We start from the raw sequence: 26,916 nt of genomic DNA on the forward strand, positions 1-26,916 counted from the left end.
GCCCGGGAAGCGTACGACGAGCGAAGGCGTTCACACGGCATGTCGATCATTCACAAGACCACGATGAGCCCGACCAAGTTGGAACTCCTCACCCCGTGGCTGCCCCAGCAGCCGTGGTACGCCGCCGCGCGGCGCCCGCCGGAGCTGTCCAGGGTCGGCGGTTTCCGGCTCGACGACCCGGAGGGCGAGGTGGGGATCGAGTTCATGGTGGTCCGGGACGACGCCGGTGACCAGCCCGCCTGGTACCACGTACCGATGACGTACCGCGCGGCGCCGCTCGACGGAGCCGAGCGGGCCCTCATCGGCACGACCGAGCACGGGGTGCTGGGGCAGCGGTGGATCTACGACGGGCCGTATGACCCGGTGCTGGTGACCCAGTTGATCGCGCTCCTCCAGGGCCGTGCCGAACCGCAGGCGCAGAGCGAATCCCACACCCCGGACCCCTCCGTCACCGCCGAGGTGACCGGATCCGGGTTCGACGTCCCGGCCGGGGCCGCGGGGGCTCCGGCCGTCGCGAACGGCCCGGACGGCACCCGTCTGCTGCTGGGCGACGGGGGTCCCGCCCTCCAGGTGACGCGCGTGCTGCGTCCGGAGTCCGGTACGGAGTCCACCGGGGCCCGGGGCCATGTCAGCGCGGGCTGGCGGCTGCCGGAGGGCGGCGAGGCCCGCGGCCGGTACGTCGTGCTGTACGACGGCGACACGGCGTCCTGACACCTCGAACACCCCTCACCGGGCTGATAGGTCCAATGAATTGACGCCATGAAGGCGAAGTGAGGCGATTCCGTGCGCACTGTATTGACGTGTTCTGCTCATAGATCCTACCTTTCCCGGGGCCACCACTCCACGAGTTCCAGCAGGGTTCCAGCAAGGTTCCGCAGGGAGGGACATGTCGGAGTACGTACGCTCACGCATCCGGACCGTCCGCGAGGCCCGTAAGGCGGCCCCGAGAGCCGCCGTCGCCGCCGCCGTCTTAGCCACTCTCGCCACCCTCGGCGCCGCCTTCGGCGGCACCGCCGACGCCGTCGCGCGCGGGCCCCGCCTCACCGCCGATGTCTATGTCGCGCCCAACGGCGACGACCGCGCGCCCGGCACCCGCACCGCCCCCGTCCGCACCCCCGAGCGCGCCCGGGACCTCGTACGGAAGCGCGTCCCGCACCAAAGCGCCGACCTTACGGTGCACCTCGCGCCGGGCACGTACCGCCTCGACCGCCCGCTCGTCCTCGACTCCCGTGACTCCGGGGGCAATGGCCACCGCGTCATCTGGCAGGGCAGCAGGGGCACCGTGTTCAGCGGTGGGCGGGCGGTCCGGGGCTGGCGGCCGGTCAAGGGCGGCGCCGGGCTGTGGTCGGCGCCCGCGCCCGCCGGGCTGGACAACACCCGGCAGCTGTATGTGAACGGCGTCCGCGCCCAGCGGGCGCGCGGGCCGATCCCGGTCACCCTCACCGCCACCGCCACCGGTTACACCGCGTCCGCCGACACCCTCGCCCGCTGGCGCAACCCGTCGGACATCGAGTTCGTCTACCCCAGCGGTGAGGCGCTGTGGAACATCCGGCAGTACGGACTCGGCCCGTGGACCGAACCGCGCTGCCCCATCGGCTCGATGACCGGCACCACCGTCACCATGGCCCAGCCGTGCTGGGACAACTCCACCAGGCGCGTGGAGTTCCCCGACATCCCCGGCCGCAGCATCAACATGGTCGGCCCCGCCAAGCTCACCGGCGGCGCGCTGCCCGGCTATGTCGAGAACGCCTTCGAGGTCCTGGACCAGCCCGGGGAGTGGTACCTCGACCGGCACACCCACACCGTCTACTACCGCCCGCGCTCCGGCGAGAACCCGCGCACCGCCGACGTGGAGGCGCCGGTCCTGGAGAAGCTGGTCGACGGGCGGGGCACCGGGCGCGCGCCGCTGCACGACATCGCCCTGCGCGGGATCGAGTTCTCGTACGCCACCTGGCTCACCCCCTCCTCACCCGAGGGCTTCTCCGAGGTGCAGGCGGGCTATACGGTGACCGGCCCGGAGGGCTGGAAGACCCAGGGGCTGTGCGAGTACACCCCGGGCGGTACCTGCCCGTACGCCTCCTGGACCAAGATGCCCGGCAACGTGGCCATCAGCCACGGCCGTGACATCGAGTTCTCCGACGACTCCTTCACCCACCTCGGCGCCGCCGGGCTCGAACTCGGCACGGGGACGAAGAACGCGACCGTACGCGGCAATGTCTTCACCGACATCTCCGGCAACGGCATGGAGATCGGCGGGGTGGACGCCCCACAGCCGGGCAGCGACGCCGACCTCACCCGCGCGGTGTCGGTGACGAACAACCACCTCTACGCGCTGCCCCGCGAGTACCACGGCGGCGTCGCCATCCTCAACGGCTACACCCGCGACAACACCATCGCCCACAACCAGATCGACCACGTCGCCTACTCGGCGATCTCGATGGGCTGGGGCGGCTGGCCCGACAAGATCGGCAAACCGGCCACCGCCAATGTCTCCCGCGACAACCGGGTGGCCGACAACCTCATCTTCGACTACATGCAGGCGCTCGACGACGGCGCCGGCGTCTACACCCAGGGCCTCACCGGAAGCTCCCTCGACAACGGCGAGAAGATCACCGGCAATGTCATCCACGACGGGTGGGGGCTGGGCCGGACCGTCTACACCGACAACGGCTGCACCTACGTGACGGTCGAGGGCAACGTCCTCTACGGCGCTCAGGCCAACGTCCTCAGCGCCCACGTCGACTACCGCGACGACCTCGGCAACAACGACCCGACCCGCATCGTCGGCAACTACTGGGAGCAGGGCGACCCCGACAGGAACGACAAGGGCGTGGTGACCAGCGGCAACCACATCCTGGCCGACCCGTCCGAGGCACCGGCCGACATCGTGGCCGGAGCCGGTCTCGAACCCCGCTACCGGGGGCTGCTCGGCCGCACGTTCGCCGCCGACTCCGTGCCCGAAGCACCCACCCGGGTGGGCGACTTCGCGGCGGACGGCTCGGTGTACGTCACCTGGAACCCGTCGTACGTCGAGGGCGGCGACCCCGTCACGTCGTACACGGTGACCGCTTCGGGCGGTTCGCGGTCCGTCTCCACCACCATCCGGGCCGCCGACTTCAAGCGCACCGCCTACGCGATCGTCCGCGGGCTCGACGACGGGACCCCGTACACGGTCACCGTCACCGCCCGCAACAAGGCCGGTGTGAGCGAGGTGTCCCTCCCCGCGGCCCCCGTGACCCCCACCGCCGACGGCCCCGGCGCCCTGCCCGGCGCCCCCACCGGGGTCAAGGCCAACGCCGATGCCACGGCCGCGACGGTGTCCTGGACGCCGCCCAAGGCCACGGGGGACACCCCGGTCATCGGCTACCGGATCACCGGCTCGGACGGCCGCGTGACCACTGTGACCGGCCGCGACGTCCTGGCCTCCCAGCCCAGGGCCAAGGGGATGCTGCGGGTGATCGGCAACCTGCGCCCGGCCACCGCGTACACCTTCTCGATCGCGGCCCTGACCGCCACGGGCACCGGCCCGTCGGTGAATGTGTCCGTCACGACTGCGAATGGTTAAGGGGCGAAAGCTCAAATCCTGCTCTGAAACAGCACTCATCGGGGTTCATCACCGTTCGAAAAGACAAAACTGACGGTAGGTGAGCAGTTCGGATGGAAACGGATGGACGGGGGCATTCCGATGTGTGCCATGAGCAGACGCCTGGACCTCTATGACATCGCCTATCTGGTGGGCGGGCGGCCGTGGGTGATCCAGACCCTCCTGATAGCGCTCCAGGAGCGGGATGCGATCACCCTCCGGCGCTCCCGGATCCGCGCCACGGTGGGGGAGGGGGCCGGGCATCCGGGGGCCGAGCGCCCGGGGGCCGAGTACTCGGGGGCCGAACGTCCCGGTGCCGGGCACCCGGGGGCCGAGCGTCCGGGGGCCGAGCACCCGGTCGAGCGCGCGCTCATCGCGCTGTGCCCGCGCTCGAAGCCGGTGGACCGTGTGGTCCCCGCGCTGCTCGACGGACCTGAGCTGGCGGAGATCCGGCGCCGGCTCACCGACGAGCGCCTGCTCACCCGTCTCCGGGGCCGCCCCACTCGCATGGGCAGGCGCCGCGTGGAAGCGGCGGTCCGGGAGGGGGCGCTGCCCTCGTACGTCTTCTACGGCCCCGTCGTCGTCCCGGAACCGGCCCGACGCAGGGCCGTCAGCGACGCGATACCCATCCCGACCGGCGACCCGGCCTACTGGGACCGGGACCTCCTCATCGCCTACGACCCCGAGTACGTGGACCAGGAGTCCTTCTACACCGCGCACGGGTGGGGCGACGACCGTGGCGGAAGCCATGGCGGCGACCAGGGGGCCCATGGCGGCGACTACGGCGGGAGCCACGCCGGCGACTATGGCGGCGGCCACCACTCCTGCGGTGGCGGCGGAGGCGGTGGCGGCGGCAGCGACTAGGGGCTGTCCGCCGGAAGTGACGCCTGCGGCGAGCTGTTCCCCGCCCCTCCCCCAGCATCGATATGCGGCTCCGCCGCGTGGTGGGGCTCCGCCCCAACCCCCGCCCGGGCCGCAGGCGGCGCGGTGAGAGCCCGGGCCGGTGAGCTGATCGCGACGACGGTCGACTCGTCGGCCCCGGGGTCCAGGGGCGGAGCCCAGGCCAGCCGGCGGAGCCGCATAGCGATGCTGCGGGAAGGGACGGGGAGGCGAAAGATCGCCCCCAGCCGTCCGCAGGGGCGGCTGGGCTCGTCGTCAGGCGGTGGCCGCGTTCTCGTAGGGCGTGGGACAGCCATGCGTCGCGGTCACGGCCGTCAGCAGCACCACCGAGTCCTCCAGCGCCCGCAACCCGTGCCGTTCGTGCGGCAACTCCTGCACCTGGCCCGCGATGAGATCCAGCCGGTCACCGCCGCCGGTCAGCCGTACATGCCCGTGCAGCACCTGGAGACTGGCCGCCGGGGGAGCGTTGTGCTCGTCGAGCTCACAGCCGGAGACCATGGCGATCACGCTCTGCCGCAGCGGGCCGTCATGCAGGAACAGATGTGCGCTGCGCCCGTGCGGATCGGCCTTGGCCTGGTCCAGATGGTGGCGCGCGAGCGTGGTGAGGTCATCCATGAGTGCCCCTCGATCGGTCCGGTCTGATCGTCGGCGGGTTCCCTCAATCCTCACCGGCTAGCGTGGTGGGCGCCAGTTCACAGCCGCCCCGCGCAACCGCGCCGTGCAACCGCCCCGCGCAACCACCCCGTGGAGAGAGGTACCGCAGCAGTGGCCGACTACCTGACCGTACTGACCACCACCGACACCCCCGAGAAGGCCGAGGCGCTGGCCCGTGGGGCGATCGAGGCCCGGCTGGCGGCCTGTGCGCAGATCAGCCAGCCCGTGACATCCGTGTACCGGTGGGAGGGGGAGGTCGAGACGGCGGCCGAGTGGCAGGTGCTGTTCAAGACCACCGCCGCGCGCTACGACGAGCTGGAGGCGCATATCCGCGAGGCGCACGACTACGAGACCCCCGAGGTCATCGCGACGCCCATCGTGAACGGCAGCGAGGACTACCTGGCGTGGGTGGTGTCGGAGACGACCATCGGCTGACCGGCTGACGGCGATCTTTCCCCGCCCCGCCCCGCCCCTTCCCGCAGCACCGATATGCGGCTCCGCCGCGTGGCAGGGGCTCCGCCCCTGGACTCCCGCCTTCCAGCCTCTCCAGGGGGCACCTCCCAGCGGTAGCTGGGGGAGTGTGAGGAGCGGGGTCTTGGGGTGGAGCCTCGCCTTCCAGCCCCTCCGGCGCTTGAGGAGCGGGGTCTGGGGCGGAGCCCCAGTTGAGGGAAGGGGCGGGTAGGGGAAAGCCCGCCGCAGGCGGCACGATCCGCCCGACACCCCTGGGCGAGAGCCGGGGCACCCGCTCAACGCGCGCCCGCGCCCGAGCCCGCACCCGCACCCGCACCCGAGCCCGCGCCCCGCTCCGCCAGCGCCTCCTCGATCCCCCGCTCCCGCGGCCCCAGAAAACGCGGATCCGGCTCGAACGCCGCGTCCAGCGCCGCCTTGCCCGCCGCCACGACCTCCCGCGTGCCACCGAAGTACCAGGTCACATCGTGCGGCTCGTCGACCGCGACCCCGTACGCGTCGATCCCCGCCGCCCCGCACAGCGCCAGCGCCCGGCGGACATGGAACCCCTGGCTCACCAGCACCGCCTTGTGCACCCCGAAGACCCGCCGGGCCCGGGCGCAGGAGTCCCAGGTGTCGAACCCCGCGAAGTCGCTCACGATCCGCCGGTCCGGGACCCCGCGCTTGACGAGATACGCGCGCATCGCGTCCGGCTCGTCGTAGTCATGGCGGCTGTTGTCCCCCGTGACCAGCAGCGCATGGACCCTGCCGGCCTCGTAGAGCCGTACGGCGGCGTCCAGCCGGTGCGCCAGATACGGCGACGGCTCCCCGTTCCACAGCCCCGCCCCGAAGACCACCCCGACCGGGGCCGAGGGCACATCGGCGACCGTATGGATCCGGTCGTCCGTGCTCAGCCGCAGCCAGGTCGCGGGGAGCAGGGCCAGTACGCAGACGAGGACACCCCCCTGCACCAGCCGCCGCCACCCCCGCCGCGTCCGCGGCAACCGCAACCGCCCCCGAACCCACCTCAGCATCCGCTCCCCCTCCCGCCTCACCTATCAGCTCGCGCTGTGGGACGTCGAGGAGGGGAGCGGCGGTTGCCTCACCCGGCCCAGGTGACGCGTACCACGGCGATCAGCTGCTGGCTGGGCACCGGCAGGAAGTACAGCAGCCTCCACGCATCACTCACGGACCGATCTCCTCGCCCGCAGTCCGCAGGATGCGGCCGATCTCGCTCGCCGCCGCGCGAGCCTCTTCCGGGTCGGCCAGCGGATCCGCAGCCAGTTGCTCACAGGCGTGGAAGCGAGCGGCGCGTTGTGGCCAGCGTTCGATGTTGACGACGGTTCCCCAATGTGCGGTGAAGGCTCTCAGCGGTCCCACGCTGCTGGTGCGCTGCGCGCTGGTTGCCGCACTCGCCAGATGTTCGTTCAGCTCTGGGAGGCGACTCGGAACGATCTGGGCGACTGCCGCCCGAAGCGCGTCCGGGGTCAGCGACGGCATGGGGATCAGCGGAGCGCTCGCCTCGGTCGGCTGACTGCTCACGGTGGCCTCCTGTGCCCCTGAGTGCACTGCTGGCGACGCCGAGCCTATCGCTCGGTGCGGGGCTGCCGCCCGGATAGGGTGAGTGACCTCCCCGTCAGCGAAAACCAGCAGGTGATCCCCGTCATGCCCCCGATCCCCACCGCAGAGCTCCATCTCCATATCGAGGGCACCCTGGAGCCCGATCTGGCCTTCGCGCTCGCCGGGCGCAATGGGGTCGAGCTGCCGTTCGCCACCGAGGAGGAGCTGCGGGCCGCCTACTCCTTCGGTGACCTCCAGGACTTCCTGGACCTCTACTACGCGCTGATGACCGTGTTGCGCACCGAGGACGACTTCGCCGACCTCACCAACGCGTACCTGGCCCGCGCCCGTGCGCAGGGCGTGCGGCATGCGGAGATCTTCTTCGACCCGCAGGCGCACACCGTGCGCGGTGTGGAGATCGACACGGTCATCCGTGGCATCGGCCGCGCGCTGGACGCCGCGCCGCGCGCGTACGGCATCACCACGCGCCTGATCATGTGCTTCCTGCGCGACGAGAGCGCCGAGTCGGCCCTGGCCACCTTCGAGGCGGCCCGGCCCCATCTGGACCGGATCGCCGCCGTCGGACTGGACTCGGCGGAGGTCGGGAACCCGCCGTCGAAGTTCCGCGAGGTGTACGCGCTGGCGCGGCAGGCCGGGCTGAAGTGCGTCGCGCACGCGGGGGAGGAGGGGCCGCCCGCGTATGTGTGGGAGGCGCTGGACGTCCTCGGCGTGGACCGTGTCGACCACGGGGTGCGGAGCCTGGAGGACGAGGCGCTGGTGGCCCGGCTGGTCGCGGACCGCACCCCGCTGACCGTCTGCCCCCTGTCGAACGTCCGGCTGCGCGTCGTGGACCGCCTCGAGGACCATCCGCTGCCCGCGATGCTGGACGCCGGTCTGCTGGTGACGGTCAATTCCGACGACCCCGCCTACTTCGGCGGCTACGTGGGCGACAACTACACCGCCGTACGGGACGCGCTCGGCCTCGACGAGGCCACCCTGCGCACCCTGGCCCGCAACTCCTTCCAGGCCGCCTTCCTCGACGAGGAGACGCGGGCGGCGTATCTGAAGCAGGTCGAGAACTGGAGCCGAGGCCGAGGCTGACCGGAGGCTGATCGGAGGCGGTCAGTCCGCGGCCGGTTCCAGCCGCACCGCGCACACCTTGAACTCCGGCATCCGCGACACCGGATCCAGCGCCGGGTTCGTCACCGTGTTGGCCCGCCCCGGCCCCGCCCAGTGGAACGGCATGAACACCGTGTCCGGCCGGATGTCCCGGCTGATCCGGGCCGGGGCCAGGGCGCGGCCGCGCCGGGAGACCACCGCGATCGGCGCGCCCTCGTCCACCCCCAGCCGCTCGGCGAGCAGCGGGTGGAGCTGGACGTAGGGGCCGGGCGCGGCCTCGTTGAGCTCGCCGACGCGGCGGGTCTGGGCGCCGGACTGGTACTGGGCCAGCACCCGCCCCGTCGTCAGCAGCACCGGATACTCCGCGTCCGGCTCCTCGGCCGCGGGGCGATGGCTGACCGGGGCGAAGCGGGCCCGGCCGTCGTCCGTGGCGAAGCGGTCGAGGAAGAGGCGGGGGGTGCCGGGGTGCGGGTGGGCTCCCGCGGTCATGGAGTTTCCCGGGCTGACGGAGTCCGCCGGGCTCGCGGAGTCGGCCGGGCTCACGGAGTCGGCCGGGTTCGCGGATGCGGCCCCCTCTGCGTCGTCCCGTTCCACGCGCTCCGGGCACGGCCAGAACACCCCGTCCTCCTCCGCGATCCTCCGGTACGTGATGCCCGAGTAGTCCGCCGGGCCCCCGGCCGAGGCCCGCCGCAGCTCCTCGAAGACCTCCTCCGCGTCCGCCGGGAACCCCTTCTCCCAGCCCAGCCGGGCCGCGAGCCCGCTCAGCACCCACAGGTCGGTCCGGACGCCCGGCGGCGGGGTGAGGGCCGCCCGGCGGAGGAGGACCCTGCCCTCCAGGTTGGTCATGGTCCCGGTCTCCTCGGCCCACTGGGCCACCGGCAGCACCACATCGGCGAGCGCGGCGGTCTCCGAGAGCACGACGTCCGCGACCGCCAGGAAGTCCAGCGACCGCAGCCGGGACTCCACATGAGCCGCGCGCGGGGCGGAGACCAGCGGGTTGGAGCCCATCAGCAGCAGCGCCCGGATGTCCTGCCCGAGCGCGTCCAGGAGTTCGTACGCGCTGCGCCCCGGCCCCGGCAGGTCGTCGGGTTCGACGCCCCAGACGGCCGCCACATGGGCGCGCGCGGCCGGGTCGTCGAGCTTGCGGTAGCCGGGCAGCTGATCGGCCTTCTGGCCGTGCTCGCGGCCGCCCTGGCCGTTGCCCTGGCCGGTCAGACAGCCGTAGCCGGACAGCGGACGGCCCGCGCGGCCGGTGGCCAGGCACAGGTTGATCCACGCCCCGACGGTGTCGGTGCCCTTGGACTGCTGCTCGGGCCCCCGGGCCGTCAGCACCATGGAGCTCTCCGCGTCGCAGAACATCGTGACGGCCTTACGGAGCTCAGGAACCGGGACGCCGGTGATCCGCTCCACCAGCTCCGGCCAGTGGGCCATCGCGGCGGCCCGTGCCTCGGGCCAGCCGCTGGTGCGCCGTTCGACGAAGTCCTCGTCCACCCGGCCCTCCGCGACCACCAGGTGCAGCAGCCCCAGCGCGAGCGCGAGATCGGTGCCGGGGCGCGGCGCCAGATGCAGATCCGCCTGCTCGGCCGTGCGGGTCCGCCGGGGATCGACCACGATCAGCCGGCCACCCGCCTCCTTCAGCTCGGTCAGATAGCGCAGCGCGGGCGGCATGGTCTCGGCCAGGTTCGAGCCGACGAGCACGACGCATCCGGTGCGGGCCACGTCCGCCAGCGGGAACGGCAGCCCTCGGTCAAGACCGAAGGCACGCTGATGGGCGGCGGCGGCCGAGGACATGCAGAACCGGCCGTTGTAGTCGATCTGCGAGGTGCCGAGCACCACCCGGGCGAACTTCCCCAGCGCGTACGCCTTCTCGTTCGTCAGCCCGCCGCCGCCGAAGACCCCCACCGCGTCGCGGCCGTACGCCCGGCCGGTGGACTCCAGGCCCTCGGCGATCCGGTCGAGGGCCTCCTCCCAGGTGGCCGGTTCGAGCCGGCCGGTGTCAGGGCGGCGGACCAGCGGCTCGGTCAGACGCACCCGGGAGGAGAGCACGGCGGGCGCGGTGCGGCCCTTGCCGCACAGCGCGCCACGGTTGACGGGGAACGCGGTGCGCTCGACCACCTCGACACCGCCCGGACGGCCCTCCGGACGGCCCTCCGGCCCGTCACCGGGTCCGCCGTCCGGCGGCACCGGGCGCAGCGCCATCCCGCACTGCAACGAACAGTAAGGGCAGTGCGTATCGACGGGGTCGGAGGAGGCGGGGGAGCGGTCCCCGGTAACCGGAACGTGCGCCATGGGAAGGAGCGTGCTACGGCCGTGTTACAGCCCGCGTCACCTCGCATTACGCCTGCGGGAAGCGGACCTCAGCACGGCCCCGGGCGGCCGGTGAAGTCGACGCAATCACCTGTGACGGCCACGCAATGGCGGTGCAATCTGCCGCTGCCAGGCTCGCGCCATGACGCCGCACCCCGCTCCTCCCGGCCCACCCGGCCCACCCGGTCCGCCCGGCCCTCATGGCCCCGACGGCACGGCGGACTTCGACAGTGCCCAGCGGATCATGGCCCAGTTCACCGCCCAGCTCACCACCCAGCTCAACCGGCTCGGCCACCACGGCGTCCGCCGGGGTGGCCGCGAGCGCCCGCCGACGCTCGTCGCCGTCGCCCACGGCAGCCGGGACCCCGAGGCGCTGCGCACTGTGCACGCCCTCCTGGACCGCGTCCGCGCGCTCCGCCCCGGACTGCCCGTACGCCTCGGCCATATCGAGCTCAACCGGCCGCTGCTGACCGACACACTGGCCGCGCTGCGCGGCGAGGCCGTGCTCGTCCCGCTGCTGCTGAGCCGCGGCCACCACATCAAACAGGACATCCCGGCGGCCGTCGCCGCCGCGCCCCACCTCACCGCCCGGATCGCCGCCCCGCTCGGCCCGGACCCGCTGCTCGCCGAGGCACTGCACGCCCGGCTGGCGGAGGCGGGCCGCCGCGCCGCGGCTCCGCACCGGACGGGCGGCGTCGTCCTCGCCGCCGCGGGCTCCCGCGACCCGGACGCGGCCGTCGACACGGCCCGTACCGCCGCCCTGCTCAGCGCCCGGCTCGGCGGGGTGCCCGTGCTGCCCGGCCACGCCTCCGGCTCCGGCCCCACCGTGCCCGAGGCCGTACGCGCCCTGGCCGCGCTCGGCCACGACCGGATCGCGGTCGCCTCCTACTTCACCGCGCCCGGCCGCTTCGCGACCCAGTGCGCGAGCGCCGCCCCCGGCCTCGCGGCCGCCCCGCTCGGCGCCCATCCGGCGGTGGCGCGTCTCGTACTGCGCCGTTACGAACAGGCGCTGGCCTCTGCGCCCTTGTCACACCCGGCGGCTACCGTCGGTGTATGAGCCCCAGCGCACCACCTGAACCCGAACCGGATCCGGCCGACCCGGCCGGTGTCCCTTCGACCAGCGCCGCCTCGACGGGCGCCGCCTCGACCGGTGCCGCCTCCATCGGCGCCGCCTCCGTCGGTGCCCCCGAGGCCGACCCCCGCCGCGTCCCCGGCTATGCCGCGGCGGACCTCGAGCGCTGGGCGCCCGAGCCCGACAAGCGGCCGGGCCGGACCGCCTTCCAGCGGGACCGGGCGCGGGTGCTGCACTCCGCCGCGCTGCGCAGACTGGCCGGGAAGACCCAGGTGGTGCCCGCCGCACCGGCCGCCGACCCCGGCCCCGCCGGGCGCGCCCCGGCCTTCGACGCCACGCCCCGCACCCGGCTGACCCACTCCCTGGAGTGCGCCCAGGTGGGCCGTGAGCTGGGGGCCGCCCTCGGCTGCGACCCGGATCTGGTGGAGATGGCCTGTCTCGCCCATGACATCGGCCATCCGCCGTTCGGGCACAACGGCGAGCGGGTGCTCAACGAGATCGCCGAGCCCTGCGGCGGCTTCGAGGGAAACGCGCAGTCCCTGCGGCTGCTGGCCCGGCTGGAGCCGAAGCGGTTCGTGCCCGACCGGGTCACCGGCGAGCTGGTGAGCGTCGGGCTCAACCTCACCCGCGCCGCGCTGGACGCCGCCACCAAGTACCCCTGGCCGCGCGGCGGCCATCCGCACGGCCCCCGCTCCCCGAAGTTCGGGGTCTACGAGGACGACGTCCCGATCTTCGAGTGGTACCGGCAGGGCGCCCCCGAGGGCCGTACGACCTTCGAGGCCCAGGTCATGGACTGGTCCGACGATGTCGCCTACTCCGTCCACGACGTCGAGGACGGGCTGCACGCGGGCCATCTGAACCCCGCGAGCCTGCTCGCCGAGCCCGAGCGCCGCGAGGTCTTCGCCGTCGCCGCCGACCGCTACGCTCTGGGAGCCGAGCCCGATGAGCTGGCCGAGGCGCTGGACCGGCTGCTGGGCCAGGAGTGGTGGCCGCACGGCTACGACGGCTCGTCCGTCGCCCAGGCCCGCCTCAAGGACGCCACCAGCCAGCTCATCGGCCGCTTCTGCCTGGCCGCCGAGGGTGCCACCCGCGCGGCGTACGGCACGGGCCGCTTCACCCGCTACCACGCCGAGCTGGTCGTGCCCCGCGCCACCCGCCTGGAGTGCGCGGTCCTCAAGGCGGTCGCCGACCGGTATGTGATCCAGCGCGCCGACCAGGAGCTGGTCCGGGCCGATCAGCGGGTGGTCATCGGCGAGCTGGGCGAGGCCCTGATCGCCCGCGCCCCCGACGGCCTGGACCCCCAGTTCCGCGCGCTCTTCGACGCGGCCGGGGACGACCGGGGCCGGCTGCGGGCGATCGTCGACCAGATCGCCTCCCTGACCGACACCTCGGCCCGGGGCCTGCACGCCCGGCTCACCGGTTGAAGCCGGAAGTCGGAAGCCGGAATCCGAAGCCGGAATCCGGGGCCGCAGCCGAAGCCGGAAGCCGGGGCCGGAAGCTGAAGCCGCCCGCCGGATACGGCTTCCGCGCACACATACGGCCTACCGGCCCTTCCGGACGCACGCGCGGTGCGGGAGGCTCCCCTGTGACACAGCTTTCGGCACATCTCCCCGGCACGGCATTCCCGGTCCATCTTCCCGGCACCGCGATGAGGACGGCTTTCGGAACGCACGACCTGACACGACCGGGGTAAGGCACTCATAGAGGAACTGCTCGGCACCGCTCGGCAGCGAGGAGGACACAAGTGGTGGACGCACACCAGACATTCGTCATCGTCGGAGGGGGCTTGGCCGGGGCGAAAGCCGCGGAAACCCTTCGAGCGGAGGGTTTCACCGGGCGGGTGATCCTCATCGGTGACGAACGCGACCACCCCTATGAACGGCCCCCGCTCTCCAAGGGCTTCCTCACCGGCAGCCAGGAGCGCGACAGCGTCTTCGTCCACGAGCCCGCCTGGTACGCCCAGTCCGATATCGAGCTCCACCTCGGCCTGCCCGCCGTCCACCTGGACCGCGCCGCCAAGGCCGTGACCCTGGGCGACGGCACCCGGGTCCACTACGACCGGCTGCTGCTGGCCACCGGCGCCGAGCCGCGCCGCCTCGACATCCCCGGCACCGATCTGGCCGGGGTCCACCATCTGCGCCGGCTCGCCCACGCCGAGCGGCTCAAGGGCGTCCTGTCCACCCTCGGCCGGGACAACGGCCAGCTGGTCATCGCGGGCGCGGGCTGGATCGGTCTCGAGGTCGCGGCCGCCGCCCGTGGCTACGGCGCCGAGGTGACCATCGTCGAGCCCGAGCCCACCCCGCTCCACCCCGTCCTCGGCCCCGAGCTGGGCGCCCTCTTCGCCGACCTCCACGGCGAGCACGGCGTCCGCTTCCACTTCGGCGCCCGCCTTACCGAGATCACCGGCCAGGACGGCATGGTCCTGGCCGCCCTCACCGACGACGGTGAGGAGCACCCCGCCCACAGCGTGCTGGCCGCCATCGGAGCCGCGCCGCGCACCGCCCTCGCCGAGGCCGCGGGGCTCGAGGTGGTGGACCGCGCGGCGGGCGGCGGCATCGCGGTCGACGCCTCGCTGCGCACCAGCGACCCGGACGTCTTCGCGGCGGGCGACGTGGCCTCCGCCCCGCTCGCGTTCCTCGAGGGCACCCCCGTACGGGCCGCGCTCCCGCCCAGCGCCCGGCTGCGCGTCGAGCACTGGGCCAACGCCCTGAACGGCGGCCCGGCGGCGGCCCGCGCCATGCTCGGCCAGGACGTCGCGTACGACCGGGTGCCGTACTTCTTCTCCGACCAGTACGACGTCGGCCTGGAGTACTCCGGTTACGCCCCGCCCGGCAGTTACGACCAGGTGCTGGTGCGCGGCGATGTCGGCAAGCGGCAGTTCATCGCCTTCTGGCTGAACGACGGCCGCCTGCTCGCGGGCATGAACGTCAACGTCTGGGACGTCACCGAATCGATCCAACGGCTCATCCGCGGCGGGCAGCGGCTCGACCCGGCGGCCCTGGCCGACCCGGCCGTCCCGCTCACCTCGCTCCTCCCGTAGCCCCCGGGCAGGTATTCACCGGGGTCCGGCAGGCGGCGGATGGCCATGTCGGACCCCGGCCGTAGAATTCGGGCGTGGCAGGCAGGATCAACGATGACGACGTGAAGGCGGTACGGGCAGCGGTCCCGATCGACGCCGTCGTAGCCGAGTACCTCCAGCTGCGGAACGCGGGGGGTGGCAATCTCAAGGGCCTGTGCCCCTTCCATGACGAGAAGACCCCGTCCTTCCAGGTCAGCCCCAGCAAGGGGCTCTACTACTGCTTCGGCTGCCAGGAGGGCGGCGACACGGTCGACTTCATCATGAAGATCGACCACCTCTCCTTCGCCGAGACCATCGAGCGGCTGGCCTCCCAGTCCGGGATCACCCTGCGGTACGAGGAGGGGGGCTACACCCCCGGCCGCCAGCAGGGCGAGCGCACCCGGCTGGTCGAGGCCCACAAGGCGGCCGCGCAGTTCTACGTGGAGCAGCTGGACCGCCCCGAGGCGGAGATCGGCCGTACCTTCCTGGCCCAGCGCGGCTTCGACCAGGCCGCGGCGCAGCACTTCAGCGTCGGCTACAGCCCGGCCGGCTGGGACCACCTCGTCCGCTTCCTGCGCGGCCGCGGCTTCACCGACAAGGAGCTGATCGTCTCCGGGCTCGCCCAGGAGGGCCGCCGCGGCCCGATCGACCGCTTCCGGGGCCGGCTGATGTGGCCGATCCGGGACATCGCCGGTGAGGTCGTCGGCTTCGGCGCCCGGAAGCTCCGCGACGACGACAACGGACCGAAGTACCTCAACACCCCCGAGACCCCGCTCTACCGGAAGTCCCAGGTCCTCTATGGCATCGACCTCGCGAAGAAGGACATCGCCAAGTCCAGCCGGGCGGTGGTGGTCGAGGGCTACACGGACGTCATGGCCTGCCATCTCGCGGGCGTCACCACCGCCATCGCCACCTGCGGCACCTCCTTCGGCGGCGACCACATCAAGATCCTCCGACGGCTGCTGATGGATAACTCGGGCGCGGAGGTGATCTTCACCTTCGACGGCGACGCGGCCGGGCAGAAGGCGGCCCTGCGCGCCTTCGAGGACGATCAGCGGTTCGCCGCCGAGACCTCCATCGCGATCACGCCCGACGGGATGGACCCGTGTGAACTCCGCTTGGCCCGTGGCGACGAGGCCGTGGCGGACCTGGTCGAGAGCCGCACCCCGCTGTTCGCGTTCGCGCTGAAGTCGATCGTCTCCCGCTACAACCTGGACACCGAGGAGGGCCGTATCGCCGCGGTCGACGAGGCGGTGCCGGTCGTCGCGGCGATCAAGAACCCCGGGCTGCGGGACCGCTATGCGATCCGGCTGATCGGGATGGTCGGCATCGCCACCCAGGCCGAGGAGCAGTCGATCATCCGCCGGGTGCGCGGGCTGGCCCGCAGCAGGCAGCACGGCGGCCCGGGCGGCCCGGAGCACGGGGGCCGCGGTGATCAGCGGGGCGGCGGTCCGGGCGGGGCCCGGTACGGCGGCCGGGGCGACCAGCGCGGCGGCGGCCCGGGCGGCCCTGGCGGTCCTGGCGGGCCCGGCGGCCCGAACGGGGGCCCCGGCGCCGCGGGCGCGCCGCCGGTCCCGCGCGGCCCCGCGCTGAACCTGCGCAGCCCCGCCCATCGCGTCGAGCGCGAGCTGCTCAAGCTGGCGCTGCAACACCCCCATCTGGTCTCCCCGGCCTTCGACGCCTACGGCATCGACGAGTTCACCGCCCCGCCGTACGCGGCGGTGCGCCGCGCCATCGAGGACGCGGGCGGCGCGGCCGCCGCGGACGACGACTATCTCGCCCGGGTCCGGGAGGCGGCGCCCGACGACACGGTCCGGGCGATGGTCACCGAGCTCGCCGTCGAGCCGCCGCACACCCGCCGCGACCCGGACGAGGTGTACGCGGGGGTGCAGTTGGTGGCCGTCCGGCTGGCCGCGGTGAACCACCGCGTGACCGAGGTGCGGGGCACCCTCCAGCGCCTGGGGCAGCACGCCGACCCCGCCCACCTCGCCGCCGTGCAGAACGAGCTCTGGGTGCTTCAGCAGTACGGCCAGTCCCTCCGGGACCGGGGCGCGGCGGCGCTGTAGGAACGAGCGGGCGCTCAGGGAGAACGAGCGGGCGCTTGGGGAGACAGCGGCGGCAGGGGGTGGCGAGGGCCGGTGGATGGGGTCCGGCCAGCGCGTTCGTGGTCCGGCGGGCGGGCCGGAGGGCTCGCTGTAGTCGCCGGGTAGTCGTACGGTCACGGGCCGCTGAGCAAAAAGTGCCCGCACGCCCCTCGTGGCGGGCCTGTGTCGTACTCCACACTGGGATGCGGTGCCTGAGTCCTCGGAGCGCGGCGGTCTTGGCCGGGTAGGGCCGGAAACCCCCGCAGAGTCGCTCAAGATGTACGGGACGGACGGCGGCGCGGCCGCCGTGCCGTACCCGATCGTTCTGCCCCCTCAGCAGCGATCACCCTGGAGGTCGCCCCCGTGCAGACCCAGACCCTCACCGACGCGGCCCTCGTGGCGCACCCCCTGTCCCCCCACTCGCCCCGCGCCACAGCGGTAGCGCCGGCCATGCCCGAGGACTCGGCGGACCTCGCCCCGGAGGGCGTACCGGATACCGGCCAGGACGCCGCACCGGACCCCATGGCCGAGCTCGCCCCCGGCACCGCCCCGGCCCCCGCGCCCGACGGCGCCGCCCCCGAAGCGGAACCCGCCGAGCCTGCCGAGCCCGTGGAGCCCGCCGAGCCCGTGGAGCCCGCCGAGCCCGTCGACCCGGTCGAGGCCGTGGCCGTGGAGCCCGTCGAACCGATCGAGCCGCCCGCCCGCGCCGACACCAGCGGCCCCTCCGCCGACCTCTTCCGCCAGTACCTCCGCGAGATCGGGCGGATACCGCTGCTCTCCGCGGTCGAGGAGGTCGAGCTGGCCCGCCGGGTCGAGGCGGGCCTCTTCGCCGAGGAGAAGCTCGGCAACACCCCCGACCTCGACACCCAACTCGCCCTGGACCTGGACCGGTTGGTGGTCCTGGGCCGGATGGCCAAGCGGCGGCTGATCGAGGCCAACCTCCGCCTCGTCGTCTCCGTCGCCAAGCGCTATGTCGGCCGCGGCCTGACCATGCTCGACCTGGTCCAGGAGGGCAACCTCGGTCTGATCCGCGCGGTCGAGAAGTTCGACTACGCCCGCGGCTACAAGTTCTCGACGTACGCCACCTGGTGGATCCGCCAGGCCATGTCCCGCGCCCTGGCCGACCAGGCCCGGACGATCCGGGTCCCGGTGCATGTCGTCGAGCTGATCAACCGGGTGGTCCGGGTCCAGCGCCGGATGCTCCAGGAACGCGGCTACGAACCCACCCCCGAGGAGGTCGCCGCCCATCTCGACCTGCTCCCGGAGCGGGTGAGCGAGGTGCTGCGGCTGGCCCAGGAGCCGGTGTCGCTCCACGCGCCGGTGGGCGAGGAGGACGATGTCGCCCTCGGCGACCTCATCGAGGACGGCGACGCGGCCTCACCCGTGGAGTCCGCGGCCTTCCTGCTGCTCCGCGAGCATCTGGAGGCCGTGCTGTCGACGCTCGGCGAGCGCGAACGCAAGGTGGTGCAGCTGCGGTACGGACTGGCCGACGGCCGCCCGCGCACGCTGGAGGAGATCGGCCGGATCTTTGGGGTGACGCGGGAGCGGATCCGCCAGATCGAGTCGAAGACGCTCAACAAGCTCCGCGACCACGCCTTCGCCGATCAGCTGCGGGGCTATCTGGACTGAGCGCTCCGCTGGAGGTGTCGCGATGTGTCGTCGGCCGACTGCGGCGCCGTCGTGGCTGGTCCCGCCCGGCGGAGCCGCATATCGACACAGCCGCGGCGGAGCCGCACACCGACACAGCCCCGCGCCCCTTCGAGGCGCTGCCCGAACCGTAGCGGACTTCCGCTGACCTGCTGAGCGCCGACCCGGCCCACGCAGGCCGGACCGAGACCCGCCCGGCCCACATCCCGCGGCCTCACATGGCCCCGTACCCACCGGCCTCGTACCCACCGGCGCCGTACCCGTCGGCCGTCCCCTGGCCCGCGGTCTCCGGGGCTCCCGCCTCGACGTCCCCGGACCCAAGAGCCTCCGGCTCAAAGGCCCCGGGGTGGATCTGCTCCCGCACCGCCACGTACTGCTGCCGCACCGACTGCCCCACCGGCAGGTCCTCGCCCGGCTCGAAGACCTGGCTCGCCGCGGCCGGCCAGCGCGGCGGCTCATGCGGCGAGTGGGTGCCGTGCGAGACGCCCAGCGCCCACGCGGCCTGCCGGGCCGCGCCCAGCGCGGCGTAGTCGGCGGGCTGGACCACCACGACCTGCGCGCCCAGCACCGCGGGCGCGATCGCGCGGACGGCCTGGAGGTCGGCCGCGGGCCCGAGCAGAAAGACGCGCCGCACCTGGACGCCGCGCCCGCGCAGCACGTCCAGCGCGTCCGCGAGCCCGCACAGCATCCCCTCGAACGCGGCCCGCGCCAGGTGCTCGGGCTTCATCGACTCGCGCCGCAGCCCGGTCAGCGTCCCGGCCGTATGCGGCAGATGCGGGGTGCGCTCGCCCTCCAGATACGGCAGCAGCACCAGCCCGTACGAACCCGGGGTGGACTTCATCGCGAGCGCGGAGAGCCCCTCGAGATCCGTGCCGAGCAATTCCGCCGTACCGCGTAGCGCCCGTACCGCGTTGAGCGTATGGACCACCGGCAGATGCATGCCGGTGGCGTCTGCGTACGACAGGATCGTGCCGGTCGGATCGGCCAGCGCCTCATGGTGGACGGAGAAGACCGAGCCGGAGGCGCCCAGGGAGATCACCGCGTCGCCGACCCCGACCCCGAGCCCGAAGGCGGCGGCCATGGTCTCGCCCGTACCGGCGGAGATCAGCAGCCCCTCGGGGGTGTGCCCGGCGGCCTCGGCCGGGCCGATGACCTCCGGCAGCCGCACCTGGTGACCGAGGGCCAGCTGGACCAGGTCGGGGCGCCAGGATCCGTCCGCCGCCGACCAGTAGCCGCTGCTGGAGGCCGTACCGCGGTCGGTCGTACGCCGCACCGGCCGCCCCAGCAACTGCCACACCAGCCAGTCGTGCGGCTGCATCAGCTCGGCCACGCGGTGCGCCGCGTCCGGCTCGTTCCGCGTCAGCCAGCGCAGCTTGGCCACCGGCTGCGAGGCGGTCGGCACCGCGCCGACCGCCTGGGCCCAGGCCGTGCGGCCGCCGAGCGCCTCGGTGAGGTCGGCGGCCGCGGACTGGGCGCGCTTGTCGTTGCCCACCAGCGCGGGGCGCACCAGCACCCCGCCCGCGTCCAGCGCCAGCAGCCCGTGCTGCTGCGCCGAGACGCCGATGGCCTGGACCCCCTCGAGCAGCCCGCCCTCGGCGGCCTCGCCGAGGGACATCAGCCACGCCTGCGGGTCCACATCACCGCTGCCGCCGACCGGATGCGGGGCGTACCCCTGTTTGATCACGGCACCCGTATCGGTGTCACAGACGACGATTCGTGTGCTCTCGGACGAACTGTCCAACCCGGCGACTATCCCCATGGATCAGATCATGCCACCGCCGGGTCTAGGTGTTGCTGGTGCCCCAGTCGTCCTCGCCCACCGCGCGGGGGTCGCGCTGCCCGATCTTCTCGCGCAGCGGCCGGACCTTGTCGAGCGCCCGCACGGCGGCATGCCGGCCTCCTTGCGCGGCCGATTCGGCGGTATTGCGGACGGCCGGGTTCCGTGCGAACTTCTGCGCGCACGCGCGCAACTGCTCGTACCGCTGGCGGCCGGCTCGCGTGCCCAGTACGTAACCCACAGCCATCCCGGTGATGAACGTCAGCCGGTAGCGCATCGACCTGCCCTTCTCGCTGTCCTTCACAACTGGACCCCGGGGTCGTGTCGCACGTCTACCCGCCCGCGCCGCAGATCACCCACGATCATCCAGAAGATCATCCCTGGAACGGTGGAGCTTCGCCCGGGGGCGGACGCGACGAACCGATTGGCGGAGCACCCCCCTGCTTGCGCTAATGTATGTGTCGCAGCGAGCGCACGCCGTCCGGGCGATCCGGGCGGGGCCACGGTCGCGGCACACGGAGCAATCCCCTGTAGCTCAATTGGCAGAGCAGCCGGCTGTTAACCGGCAGGTTACTGGTTCGAGTCCAGTCGGGGGAGCTCGGTCCCCTGTAGCTCAATTGGCAGAGCATTCGGCTGTTAACCGGAGGGTTACTGGTTCGAGTCCAGTCGGGGGAGCAGTGAGGAGGACCCCTTGCGGGGTCCTTTTTCATTTCCGGCCCCCTCCGGGCGTGATCTACGTCATGATCGCAGCCAGGGGGCCTCCCAGCATCGGCCCTTCGAAGCAGCAGATCGTATGAGCGGCTATGCTGCGGCAGACGGCGCGCGCAGATGTGTACGACGCGCCGTTACGGGGCGGTAGCTCAGCCGGTTAGAGCAGCGGACTCATAATCCGTCGGCCGTGGGTTCGAGTCCCACCCGCCCCACTGTGCAGGTCTGGGACCTGCGGAAACGCCTCATCGGGGGAGCGGATTCAGGGTTGGGTCAACGGACTGAATCCGCTGCTCGCGAGTTTGACGGCAATTGCATGCACCGGGGTCGTTGCTCCGCTGACCTGCGCTGATGGTTCGGCCACGTGGCTCGCGGGGGTGTCTGCAGAACTGGTGTATGACGGGCACGTGCCGATTCGGGACGCTGGCGGGACGCAGGGAATCGGAAAGGTCTGCGAGAGGGGCCGTTGTCGTCCCTCCGGCTTCCACCGGGTCGTGCCTGCTGCGGCCCGCGGGATTGCGGTGGCAGACGTGCAGAGCTCTCGGGGGACGAGCGGGCAAGGCGCAGGCCTGGTCGACAGAGCCCCGCCGATATTACACAGTAGGTGTATGCTGTGAGTGTAATATTGTGCAGGTGGGGGGTTGGCTGGATGGCTTGGGAAATTGTCGTGGTGGAGTCGGCTCTCTCCTGGCTCCACAGCCTGCGCCGTACCGACCGCGACACCCTCATCCAGGTCAGTCAGGCCATTACCGCGTTACAAGAAGAGGGCCCTGCTCTGGGGCGGCCTCTGGTCGACACGGTCAAGGGCTCGGTGTTGCCCAACCTCAAGGAGCTCCGCCCCGGCTCGGCCGGTGCCTCGGAGGTGCGGTTGCTGTTCGTGTTCGACCCGCAACGGCAGGCTGTGATCCTCGTGGGTGGGGACAAAGCGGGTAACTGGTCCGGCTGGTACCGAGTGGCAGTGCCGCTGGCAGAGCAAGCGTACGAGGATCACCTGAAGCGAATCGAAGGAGAGAGGACCCGAAGCGATGGCTGATCACATGAGGGACCCGCAGGCCGTCTCCTGGGAGACCCTGAGCGAGGAGTTCGCCTTCACTGATGCGGAGAAGGACCGGATCACGCAGGGTGCGCAGGTAATGATCACTGCCTCCCGGGTGCACCGACTGGCTGAGCTGCGCAAGCGGCAGCACACCACCCAAGTGGAGGTCGCCAAGGCCATGGGGGTCACTCAAGCTCGGGTTTCGCGGATCGAGAAGGGGCAGTTGGACCGCAGTGAGGTCGATACCCTTGCTGCATACGTGAAGGCCCTTGGTGGCAAATTGAAGGTCGTTGCTGACTTTGGTGATGAGACCTACGTCCTCGGGTAGCTGGAGCGACGATTCTTGAGAGCCAGGACCTTGCCGCTGGGGCGGTGGGCGTCAAGGTCAGGGATCGGCGCTTGACACGTGCCTTGTCCTCCGGGCTGCGACTTCCTGGTTTCCAGAAGACTCAGCCGACCGATCGGGAGCCTCCGAGCTCAGGACGGCAGTTTGAAGATGAGGGCCTGCAGCCCTCGGTCGAGGCCTACGGCAAGTAGTCCCTCGAACCAGGCCACCCCCAGGGCCACATGGCGGACGGGGACCTCCATGACCCGCGTCGCGGTGGTCGGGTCCCATAGACACACCGTCCTGTCGCTGCTCGCAGTGACCAGGAGCGTACGACCAGCATGTTCGACGGTACAGAGGGCGTTGATCGCGCCGGTGTGGCGCAGGGCGGGCTCCTCAGAGTCGTGGACACACTGCCCAGTGGCGGCGTCCCAGAGCCATGTCTCGCCGTCAATCGTCGCGGCGGCGATGACCGATTGCTTGCCGATGCGCAAGGAGCACATGGCGAGAACCGCCGTCGAGGCGCGCCATTGATGTCCGACGCGTTCGCCAGTTGTGGGATCCCACAGGTGAACTCGGCCGTCAGGCCCACCGCTGGCTGAAGCCAGAAGTTGGACTCCGCCGACATCGACGGCGCACACCGCGTACACGCCGTAGGGATGCCATAGCGTCTGGACGGTCTCTGCCCTTTCGGGATCCCACACGCGCACGGTGCAGTCGGCGCTGGCACTGGCGAGAAGCGTGCGTCTGCCCACGGTCAGAGAGCAGATGGCGTGAACAGCAGCCTCGTGTCTCCCGTACTCGCCGAACACATCCGCTGATCCCAGGTCCCACAGGACGACGCAGCTGTCATCGTCGGCTGCGGCCACGAGGGTGCGGCCGTCGATGACCAGTGGACACAGTGCGCGCACGCAGTCGCTCGGGCCTTTCAGAGACCGTTCGGCCTGGCCTGTGACAGTGTCTCGCACCTGCACTCCGTCATCGCCACCGGTCACCAGGACCCTGCGTCCGTCCACGGACACCGTGCATACCGCGTGAACGGCATGGGCATCCTTGACCTGTGCCCTTGCCGGGTCCCAGAGGCGCACCGTGTGGTCGAGGCCACCGCTCGCGAGGAGCGTACGTTCGTGAATGGGGAGCGTGCACAGCGCCCCGATATCGTCACTGTGCCCATGTAGCGTGACGACGGCGTCGTCAGACGCGGCATCCCACAGCTGTATGGAATCGCCTGTCGTGCAGGCGAGCAGTAACTGGCCCTCCACTTCCAGCGGGCACAGCCTGAGCACAGGCTCCGCGCGGCGGCTGGTCCGCACGGCTTCCCCTGTCACGGGGTCCCATAGCCGTACGGTCGCATCCGAGCCGCCAGTGGCCAGCAGCACGTGACCGCCGATCTCGATCGCGCACATGGCGTTGATCGCGTCTTTGTGCCCGGTCAGCACGCGCAGCGGCGTCTTACTCGAGAGCGGGTTCCAGAGGTGCACGGTCGCGTCGACGCCTGCTGAGGCGAGTAGGTCACCGTGGGGCGACGGGATGCGGCACACGGCGTTGACCCAGTCGGTGTGCCCTGTGATCACCCGTACGCAATCTCCAGTGGTGGGATCCCAGAGACGTACGGTCTTGTCTGCACTGGCGGTGGCCAGATAAGTACTGTCCCCGGCCTGAAGTTGGCAGAGGTCGTACACGGTGCTGCCATGTCCCTTCAGGGCAAGGAGTTGCCCGGCATCGGCCGCTGTCGCCGGATCCCATAGGCGCACCACGTCTCCGGTGCCGAGGGCCAGGTGCGGGTGATTGTCGATCGTGCAGTTCCACAGCGCCCTGATCCCGCCGAATCGGGGCTGCAGGACTCGTGTCACCCGGGCCAGAACTGGATCCCACAGACGCAGAGTGCCGTCCTCGGCTGCGCTGGCGAGCACGGAATGTCCCCTGACGACGAGGCCGCACACGGCACGGACCTCTTCTGTGTGGCCTTCGAGGACCGCCTCCTCGGCCTGCGGAGTGACCAGCGCCCACGCGGCCCGGTAGGGACTGTCTGCCGCGTGCTCCTGATAGGTACGGCCGAGCCCCTCCTGGGTTTCGGTGACGCTGAACAGCGCCGCACGTTCCGCAGGTCCGGCATCGATGGCCAGGGGCGTCTTACGCAGAATCAGCGCAGGTCCTCGCCCCTCGGGTGTCTGCGTCAGCCCCACCACCGGGATTAGCCGGCGCAGGTCGGCGTGGAGGGGGTATGTCACGTCGGCGAGCAGGTCGTCCACGACTCGGCCACGCAGCGCGTGCCGCGGCAGCGAACGCAGGAGGTATGCAGGTGCCTTGTCCCAGCCGCAGGTCTGTCCGTGGGCGATGAAGGCGCGAGAGAGAGCCCGCTCGTCGTCCTCCGTGGCTCCGTTTTCGACGCGGGACTGCTTGAGCGCGTCGTCGAGTGCCTGGTGGAAGAGACGGAAGACCCCGGCGTTCTGGTCGTTGACACCAGTCTCGATCAGGAAGTTGGCCGCCGCGGAATGCGCGAACGCGCGCAGATGGTTCTCCTTCGGGCAGGTGCCGTGTAGCGCCGTGATGGCGACGCCCCAGAGGGAGAGCGGTAGTCCCGGGGCTTCGGCGTAGGCGAGCGCAGTGAGCACCGTTTCCGCGGCGATGCCGTCGATCGAGGGCAGTCGTGCCAGGTATTCGTGCAGCGCCGCGGCGACCGTGGGGCTGAACGAGATGTCCGCCGGGGCCACCGCGACCGTGTCACGCAATCCGCGGGTACGTGAGGTCAGCCCCGCCACCAAGAAGTTGCCATCGGCCAACCGGGCGATACGGGCGGCGACAGGGCGGGCCACACGGTCGTCGGCGTAGGGGTTGCCCGGTCTTTCATCACCGAGCAGTTGCAGTGTTGCCAGCGCGTACGCCGCAAGATCGGATTCCTCGAAGTACGCGGGGTTGTCCAGGTCGATCACGCGTGCGGCATCACCGAAGGCAGCGAGCAGATTCCCTTCATCGTCTCGGCGCCTACTGCCGACCATGACGCGTACGTGCAGGTCCGCGCATGTTTCGGCGAGGGGAATGGCGATCTGGCGGGCGATAAGTCGGGCCTGCTTGGCGCTGGTGGCCTCATCGAGCGCGTCGATGACGACGGTGAAGGGTGATCTTGAGGCATCGGTGAGCGCCGCACGCAGGCTGGGAGCGAGATCACTCACAGCTTGCGGAACCGCCGCAGACGCTGCGCGGGCAATCTCACGGGCGACTTCGAGCGCGGTCTTGCCCTTGGCATGGACGGCGCAGGACACCGAGCCCAGAGGGGCGCGTACGCTGTCGTCCGCTGGGGGCAGAGTCGCCGCGATGGCGGTGTCGGCGGACGTCACGACCCGCCCGAGCACGGCCGACTTTCCCACCCCGGGGGATCCTGTGACCACCAGGACATGCCTGGGTGCCTCATCGGCGGTGATCCACTCGACGATCTCGGTCAGGGCCGCGGTGCGACCGCGAAACCGGAAACCCCGCTCCGCGTCCGTGCTGACGCCGCGCGCCCGCGGCTTCCAGTGCCGCCCGGCCTCGGGGTCGTCCTCCAGGGTCCAGCCCCAAGCGGCGAGTGCGCTTTCACCTGCGTCTTGAGCCGACCACTCCGTCAGGGCGGACAACTTCTCCTCAGGAAGGCATTTGTCTGCCCGGAACAGCGTCAGCGCAAGGGCATCGCCGCGACTGTTCGCCTGGCCCACCATCCCGACTACCGCCTGATAGGTGGGCGACCACAAGGCGGCGCCGCTGTAGCCGGGGCGCACCAGGTACCGCGAGGCGGTGTCCAGCCGGATCCAGCCGTGAGCCAGGTTTGCTCCCACCTCCCCGGCGGAGGAACTGCCGAAGACGTCGTCGGGGAAACCGAAAGACCACCAGGGCTCGCCCACGAGGTCTCCACCGGTGGGACGGCGCAAAGGTGCCGCCGACTCGGGAACGTTGTCTGCGAGCACCAGGATCGCGACGTCCTGTCTGTGCCGCTTGTTTTCCGGGCTTGGGGCGATCACCTCGCTCACCGGCAGCCGCCGGTCCATGAGTTGGTCGGACTTGGGAAAAGCCACCCACAGAGGCGCGTCCTTGTCCCATCGGGGACAGGCGACATGGGCACAGGTCATCACGCGCCGGCTGTCGATGAGGAACCCGGACCCCAAGGGATGGTTGTCATACTCGTCGGCGTGCACCGCCGCGACCCAAGGGTCGTTGCCCGGGCGCGAACCGGTGCCAAGGGACGCGTTCACGGGCTGTCGGGGGCCGCGTTCGAAGTCTCGCCCGGTCGCCAGACCAGGGTGATCTCGAAGTTCGCCTCGGTGGCAGCCTTGGCCACCACCCACTGCGCCGTCCCGCTGGCTTTCACGCCGAACTTGACCTCCACCTCGGCAGGGCGCACCTCCCGTATTCGGTCCAGGACAGCGCGTGCGGCCTCCACTGCCGGCCGCACGGCTTCGCGGACCCTGCCCAGCACTTCCTCCGTCCCCACCGGTCGGAAGGTGTCCGCCTCCTCGATCTCGAATCGCACAATGGTCTCGTCGTCAAGCGCGTACGAGACCTGCTGCGTCGACACACTAACTCCCCCTGCCTGCCGCTCGGTTGACTGGCATTGTGCCCCTCGGGCCGACCGCTGGGCGAATCGTGGGAGTCGGTCAGTCCTCGT

Annotated in this window: 20 protein-coding genes and 3 tRNA genes; 15 read left to right on the forward strand and 8 right to left on the reverse strand. The window is 71.6% G+C overall.

Annotated features, from left to right (window positions below):
- Window positions 1–39 precede the first annotated feature (39 nt).
- The 3 genes from KHP12_RS34135 (at window position 40) to KHP12_RS34145 (ending at window position 4,447) form a co-directional block, all read left to right on the forward strand.
- The gene (locus KHP12_RS34135; protein WP_211834020.1) at window positions 40–711 is read left to right on the forward strand and encodes a maltokinase N-terminal cap-like domain-containing protein; all 672 of its coding nucleotides are present in this window, start codon (window positions 40–42) and stop codon (window positions 709–711) included.
- Between the two features lie 175 nt (window positions 712–886).
- Entirely contained in the window at window positions 887–3,565 is a 2,679-nt protein-coding gene (locus KHP12_RS34140; protein ID WP_211834021.1) for a fibronectin type III domain-containing protein, read from the forward strand.
- A gap of 129 nt (window positions 3,566–3,694) precedes the next feature.
- Window positions 3,695–4,447 (forward strand): DUF2207 domain-containing protein, encoded by a 753-nt coding sequence (locus KHP12_RS34145; protein ID WP_210609247.1) that lies wholly within the window; start codon window positions 3,695–3,697, stop codon window positions 4,445–4,447.
- Window positions 4,448–4,738: 291 nt separating this feature from the next.
- Here KHP12_RS34145 and KHP12_RS34150 read toward each other — a convergent pair whose 3' ends face one another.
- Window positions 4,739–5,098: a cupin domain-containing protein gene (locus KHP12_RS34150; RefSeq protein WP_037946203.1), complete on the reverse strand. Its 360-nt coding sequence runs from the start codon at window positions 5,096–5,098 to the stop codon at window positions 4,739–4,741.
- Between the two features lie 150 nt (window positions 5,099–5,248).
- On the opposite strand from KHP12_RS34150, the gene cutA reads away from it, so the two are divergent.
- Window positions 5,249–5,572, forward strand: a complete 324-nt coding sequence (cutA, locus tag KHP12_RS34155) for a divalent-cation tolerance protein CutA (protein ID WP_020871507.1) — start codon at window positions 5,249–5,251, stop codon at window positions 5,570–5,572.
- A 311-nt stretch (window positions 5,573–5,883) separates the two neighbouring features.
- Here cutA and KHP12_RS34160 read toward each other — a convergent pair whose 3' ends face one another.
- Both KHP12_RS34160 and KHP12_RS34165 read right to left on the reverse strand, forming a co-directional pair.
- Window positions 5,884–6,618: a SanA/YdcF family protein gene (locus KHP12_RS34160; RefSeq protein WP_211834022.1), complete on the reverse strand. Its 735-nt coding sequence runs from the start codon at window positions 6,616–6,618 to the stop codon at window positions 5,884–5,886.
- 151 nt (window positions 6,619–6,769) lie between these two features.
- Entirely contained in the window at window positions 6,770–7,126 is a 357-nt protein-coding gene (locus KHP12_RS34165) for a hypothetical protein (protein ID WP_244203464.1), read from the reverse strand.
- A gap of 123 nt (window positions 7,127–7,249) precedes the next feature.
- Here KHP12_RS34165 and KHP12_RS34170 point away from each other — a divergent pair, with 123 nt between their 5' ends.
- The gene (locus KHP12_RS34170; RefSeq protein WP_210609245.1) at window positions 7,250–8,245 is read left to right on the forward strand and encodes an adenosine deaminase; all 996 of its coding nucleotides are present in this window, start codon (window positions 7,250–7,252) and stop codon (window positions 8,243–8,245) included.
- A 21-nt stretch (window positions 8,246–8,266) separates the two neighbouring features.
- Here KHP12_RS34170 and KHP12_RS34175 read toward each other — a convergent pair whose 3' ends face one another.
- Complete coding sequence (locus KHP12_RS34175) at window positions 8,267–10,552, reverse strand: molybdopterin oxidoreductase family protein (protein WP_211834023.1); 2,286 nt, start codon at window positions 10,550–10,552, stop codon at window positions 8,267–8,269.
- 160 nt (window positions 10,553–10,712) lie between these two features.
- Here KHP12_RS34175 and KHP12_RS34180 point away from each other — a divergent pair, with 160 nt between their 5' ends.
- From KHP12_RS34180 to KHP12_RS34200, 5 genes are all read left to right on the forward strand, one after another.
- Window positions 10,713–11,627 carry a sirohydrochlorin chelatase gene (locus tag KHP12_RS34180; protein ID WP_372455250.1) on the forward strand — a complete coding sequence of 305 codons (915 nt, stop codon included), beginning with the start codon at window positions 10,713–10,715 and terminating at the stop codon, window positions 11,625–11,627.
- Window positions 11,624–13,066, forward strand: coding sequence for a deoxyguanosinetriphosphate triphosphohydrolase (locus tag KHP12_RS34185; RefSeq protein ID WP_211834024.1), 1,443 nt, complete (start codon window positions 11,624–11,626; stop codon window positions 13,064–13,066). Before KHP12_RS34180 ends, KHP12_RS34185 begins: the two co-directional genes overlap by 4 nt.
- Before the next feature lie 320 nt (window positions 13,067–13,386).
- On the forward strand, window positions 13,387–14,682 hold the full coding sequence (locus KHP12_RS34190; protein ID WP_086885615.1) for an NAD(P)/FAD-dependent oxidoreductase: 1,296 nt from the start codon (window positions 13,387–13,389) through the stop codon (window positions 14,680–14,682).
- A 74-nt stretch (window positions 14,683–14,756) separates the two neighbouring features.
- Window positions 14,757–16,766, forward strand: coding sequence for a DNA primase (gene dnaG, locus KHP12_RS34195; RefSeq protein ID WP_211834025.1), 2,010 nt, complete (start codon window positions 14,757–14,759; stop codon window positions 16,764–16,766).
- A gap of 381 nt (window positions 16,767–17,147) precedes the next feature.
- A complete protein-coding gene (locus KHP12_RS34200; protein ID WP_210609242.1) occupies window positions 17,148–18,413 on the forward strand; it encodes an RNA polymerase sigma factor in 1,266 nt (421 codons plus the stop codon).
- Window positions 18,414–18,645: 232 nt separating this feature from the next.
- On the opposite strand, the gene KHP12_RS34205 is transcribed toward KHP12_RS34200, so the two are convergent.
- Entirely contained in the window at window positions 18,646–20,190 is a 1,545-nt protein-coding gene (locus tag KHP12_RS34205; RefSeq protein ID WP_246643207.1) for an FGGY family carbohydrate kinase, read from the reverse strand.
- A 25-nt stretch (window positions 20,191–20,215) separates the two neighbouring features.
- Complete coding sequence (locus KHP12_RS34210; protein WP_020871515.1) at window positions 20,216–20,485, reverse strand: hypothetical protein; 270 nt, start codon at window positions 20,483–20,485, stop codon at window positions 20,216–20,218.
- Window positions 20,486–20,732: 247 nt separating this feature from the next.
- On the opposite strand from KHP12_RS34210, the gene KHP12_RS34215 reads away from it, so the two are divergent.
- The 5 genes from KHP12_RS34215 (at window position 20,733) to KHP12_RS34235 (ending at window position 22,280) form a co-directional block, all read left to right on the forward strand.
- Window positions 20,733–20,805, forward strand: a tRNA-Asn gene (locus KHP12_RS34215).
- Between the two features lie 5 nt (window positions 20,806–20,810).
- A tRNA-Asn gene (locus tag KHP12_RS34220) sits at window positions 20,811–20,883 on the forward strand.
- Between the two features lie 174 nt (window positions 20,884–21,057).
- Window positions 21,058–21,131 (forward strand) — tRNA-Ile (locus KHP12_RS34225).
- 434 nt (window positions 21,132–21,565) lie between these two features.
- Window positions 21,566–21,949 carry a type II toxin-antitoxin system RelE/ParE family toxin gene (locus KHP12_RS34230; protein ID WP_211834026.1) on the forward strand — a complete coding sequence of 128 codons (384 nt, stop codon included), beginning with the start codon at window positions 21,566–21,568 and terminating at the stop codon, window positions 21,947–21,949.
- Window positions 21,942–22,280, forward strand: coding sequence for a helix-turn-helix domain-containing protein (locus tag KHP12_RS34235; protein ID WP_208652866.1), 339 nt, complete (start codon window positions 21,942–21,944; stop codon window positions 22,278–22,280). The genes KHP12_RS34230 and KHP12_RS34235 overlap by 8 nt, the downstream gene beginning before the upstream one ends.
- 149 nt (window positions 22,281–22,429) lie before the next feature.
- On the opposite strand, the gene KHP12_RS34240 is transcribed toward KHP12_RS34235, so the two are convergent.
- Together KHP12_RS34240 and KHP12_RS34245 are read right to left on the reverse strand one after the other, a co-directional pair.
- Entirely contained in the window at window positions 22,430–26,503 is a 4,074-nt protein-coding gene (locus KHP12_RS34240; RefSeq protein ID WP_107471671.1) for an AAA family ATPase, read from the reverse strand.
- Entirely contained in the window at window positions 26,500–26,826 is a 327-nt protein-coding gene (locus KHP12_RS34245; protein ID WP_086880167.1) for a CU044_2847 family protein, read from the reverse strand. Before KHP12_RS34245 ends, KHP12_RS34240 begins: the two co-directional genes overlap by 4 nt.
- Window positions 26,827–26,916 lie beyond the last annotated feature (90 nt).

Source organism: Streptomyces asiaticus (assembly GCF_018138715.1).
Classification (GTDB): domain Bacteria; phylum Actinomycetota; class Actinomycetes; order Streptomycetales; family Streptomycetaceae; genus Streptomyces; species Streptomyces asiaticus.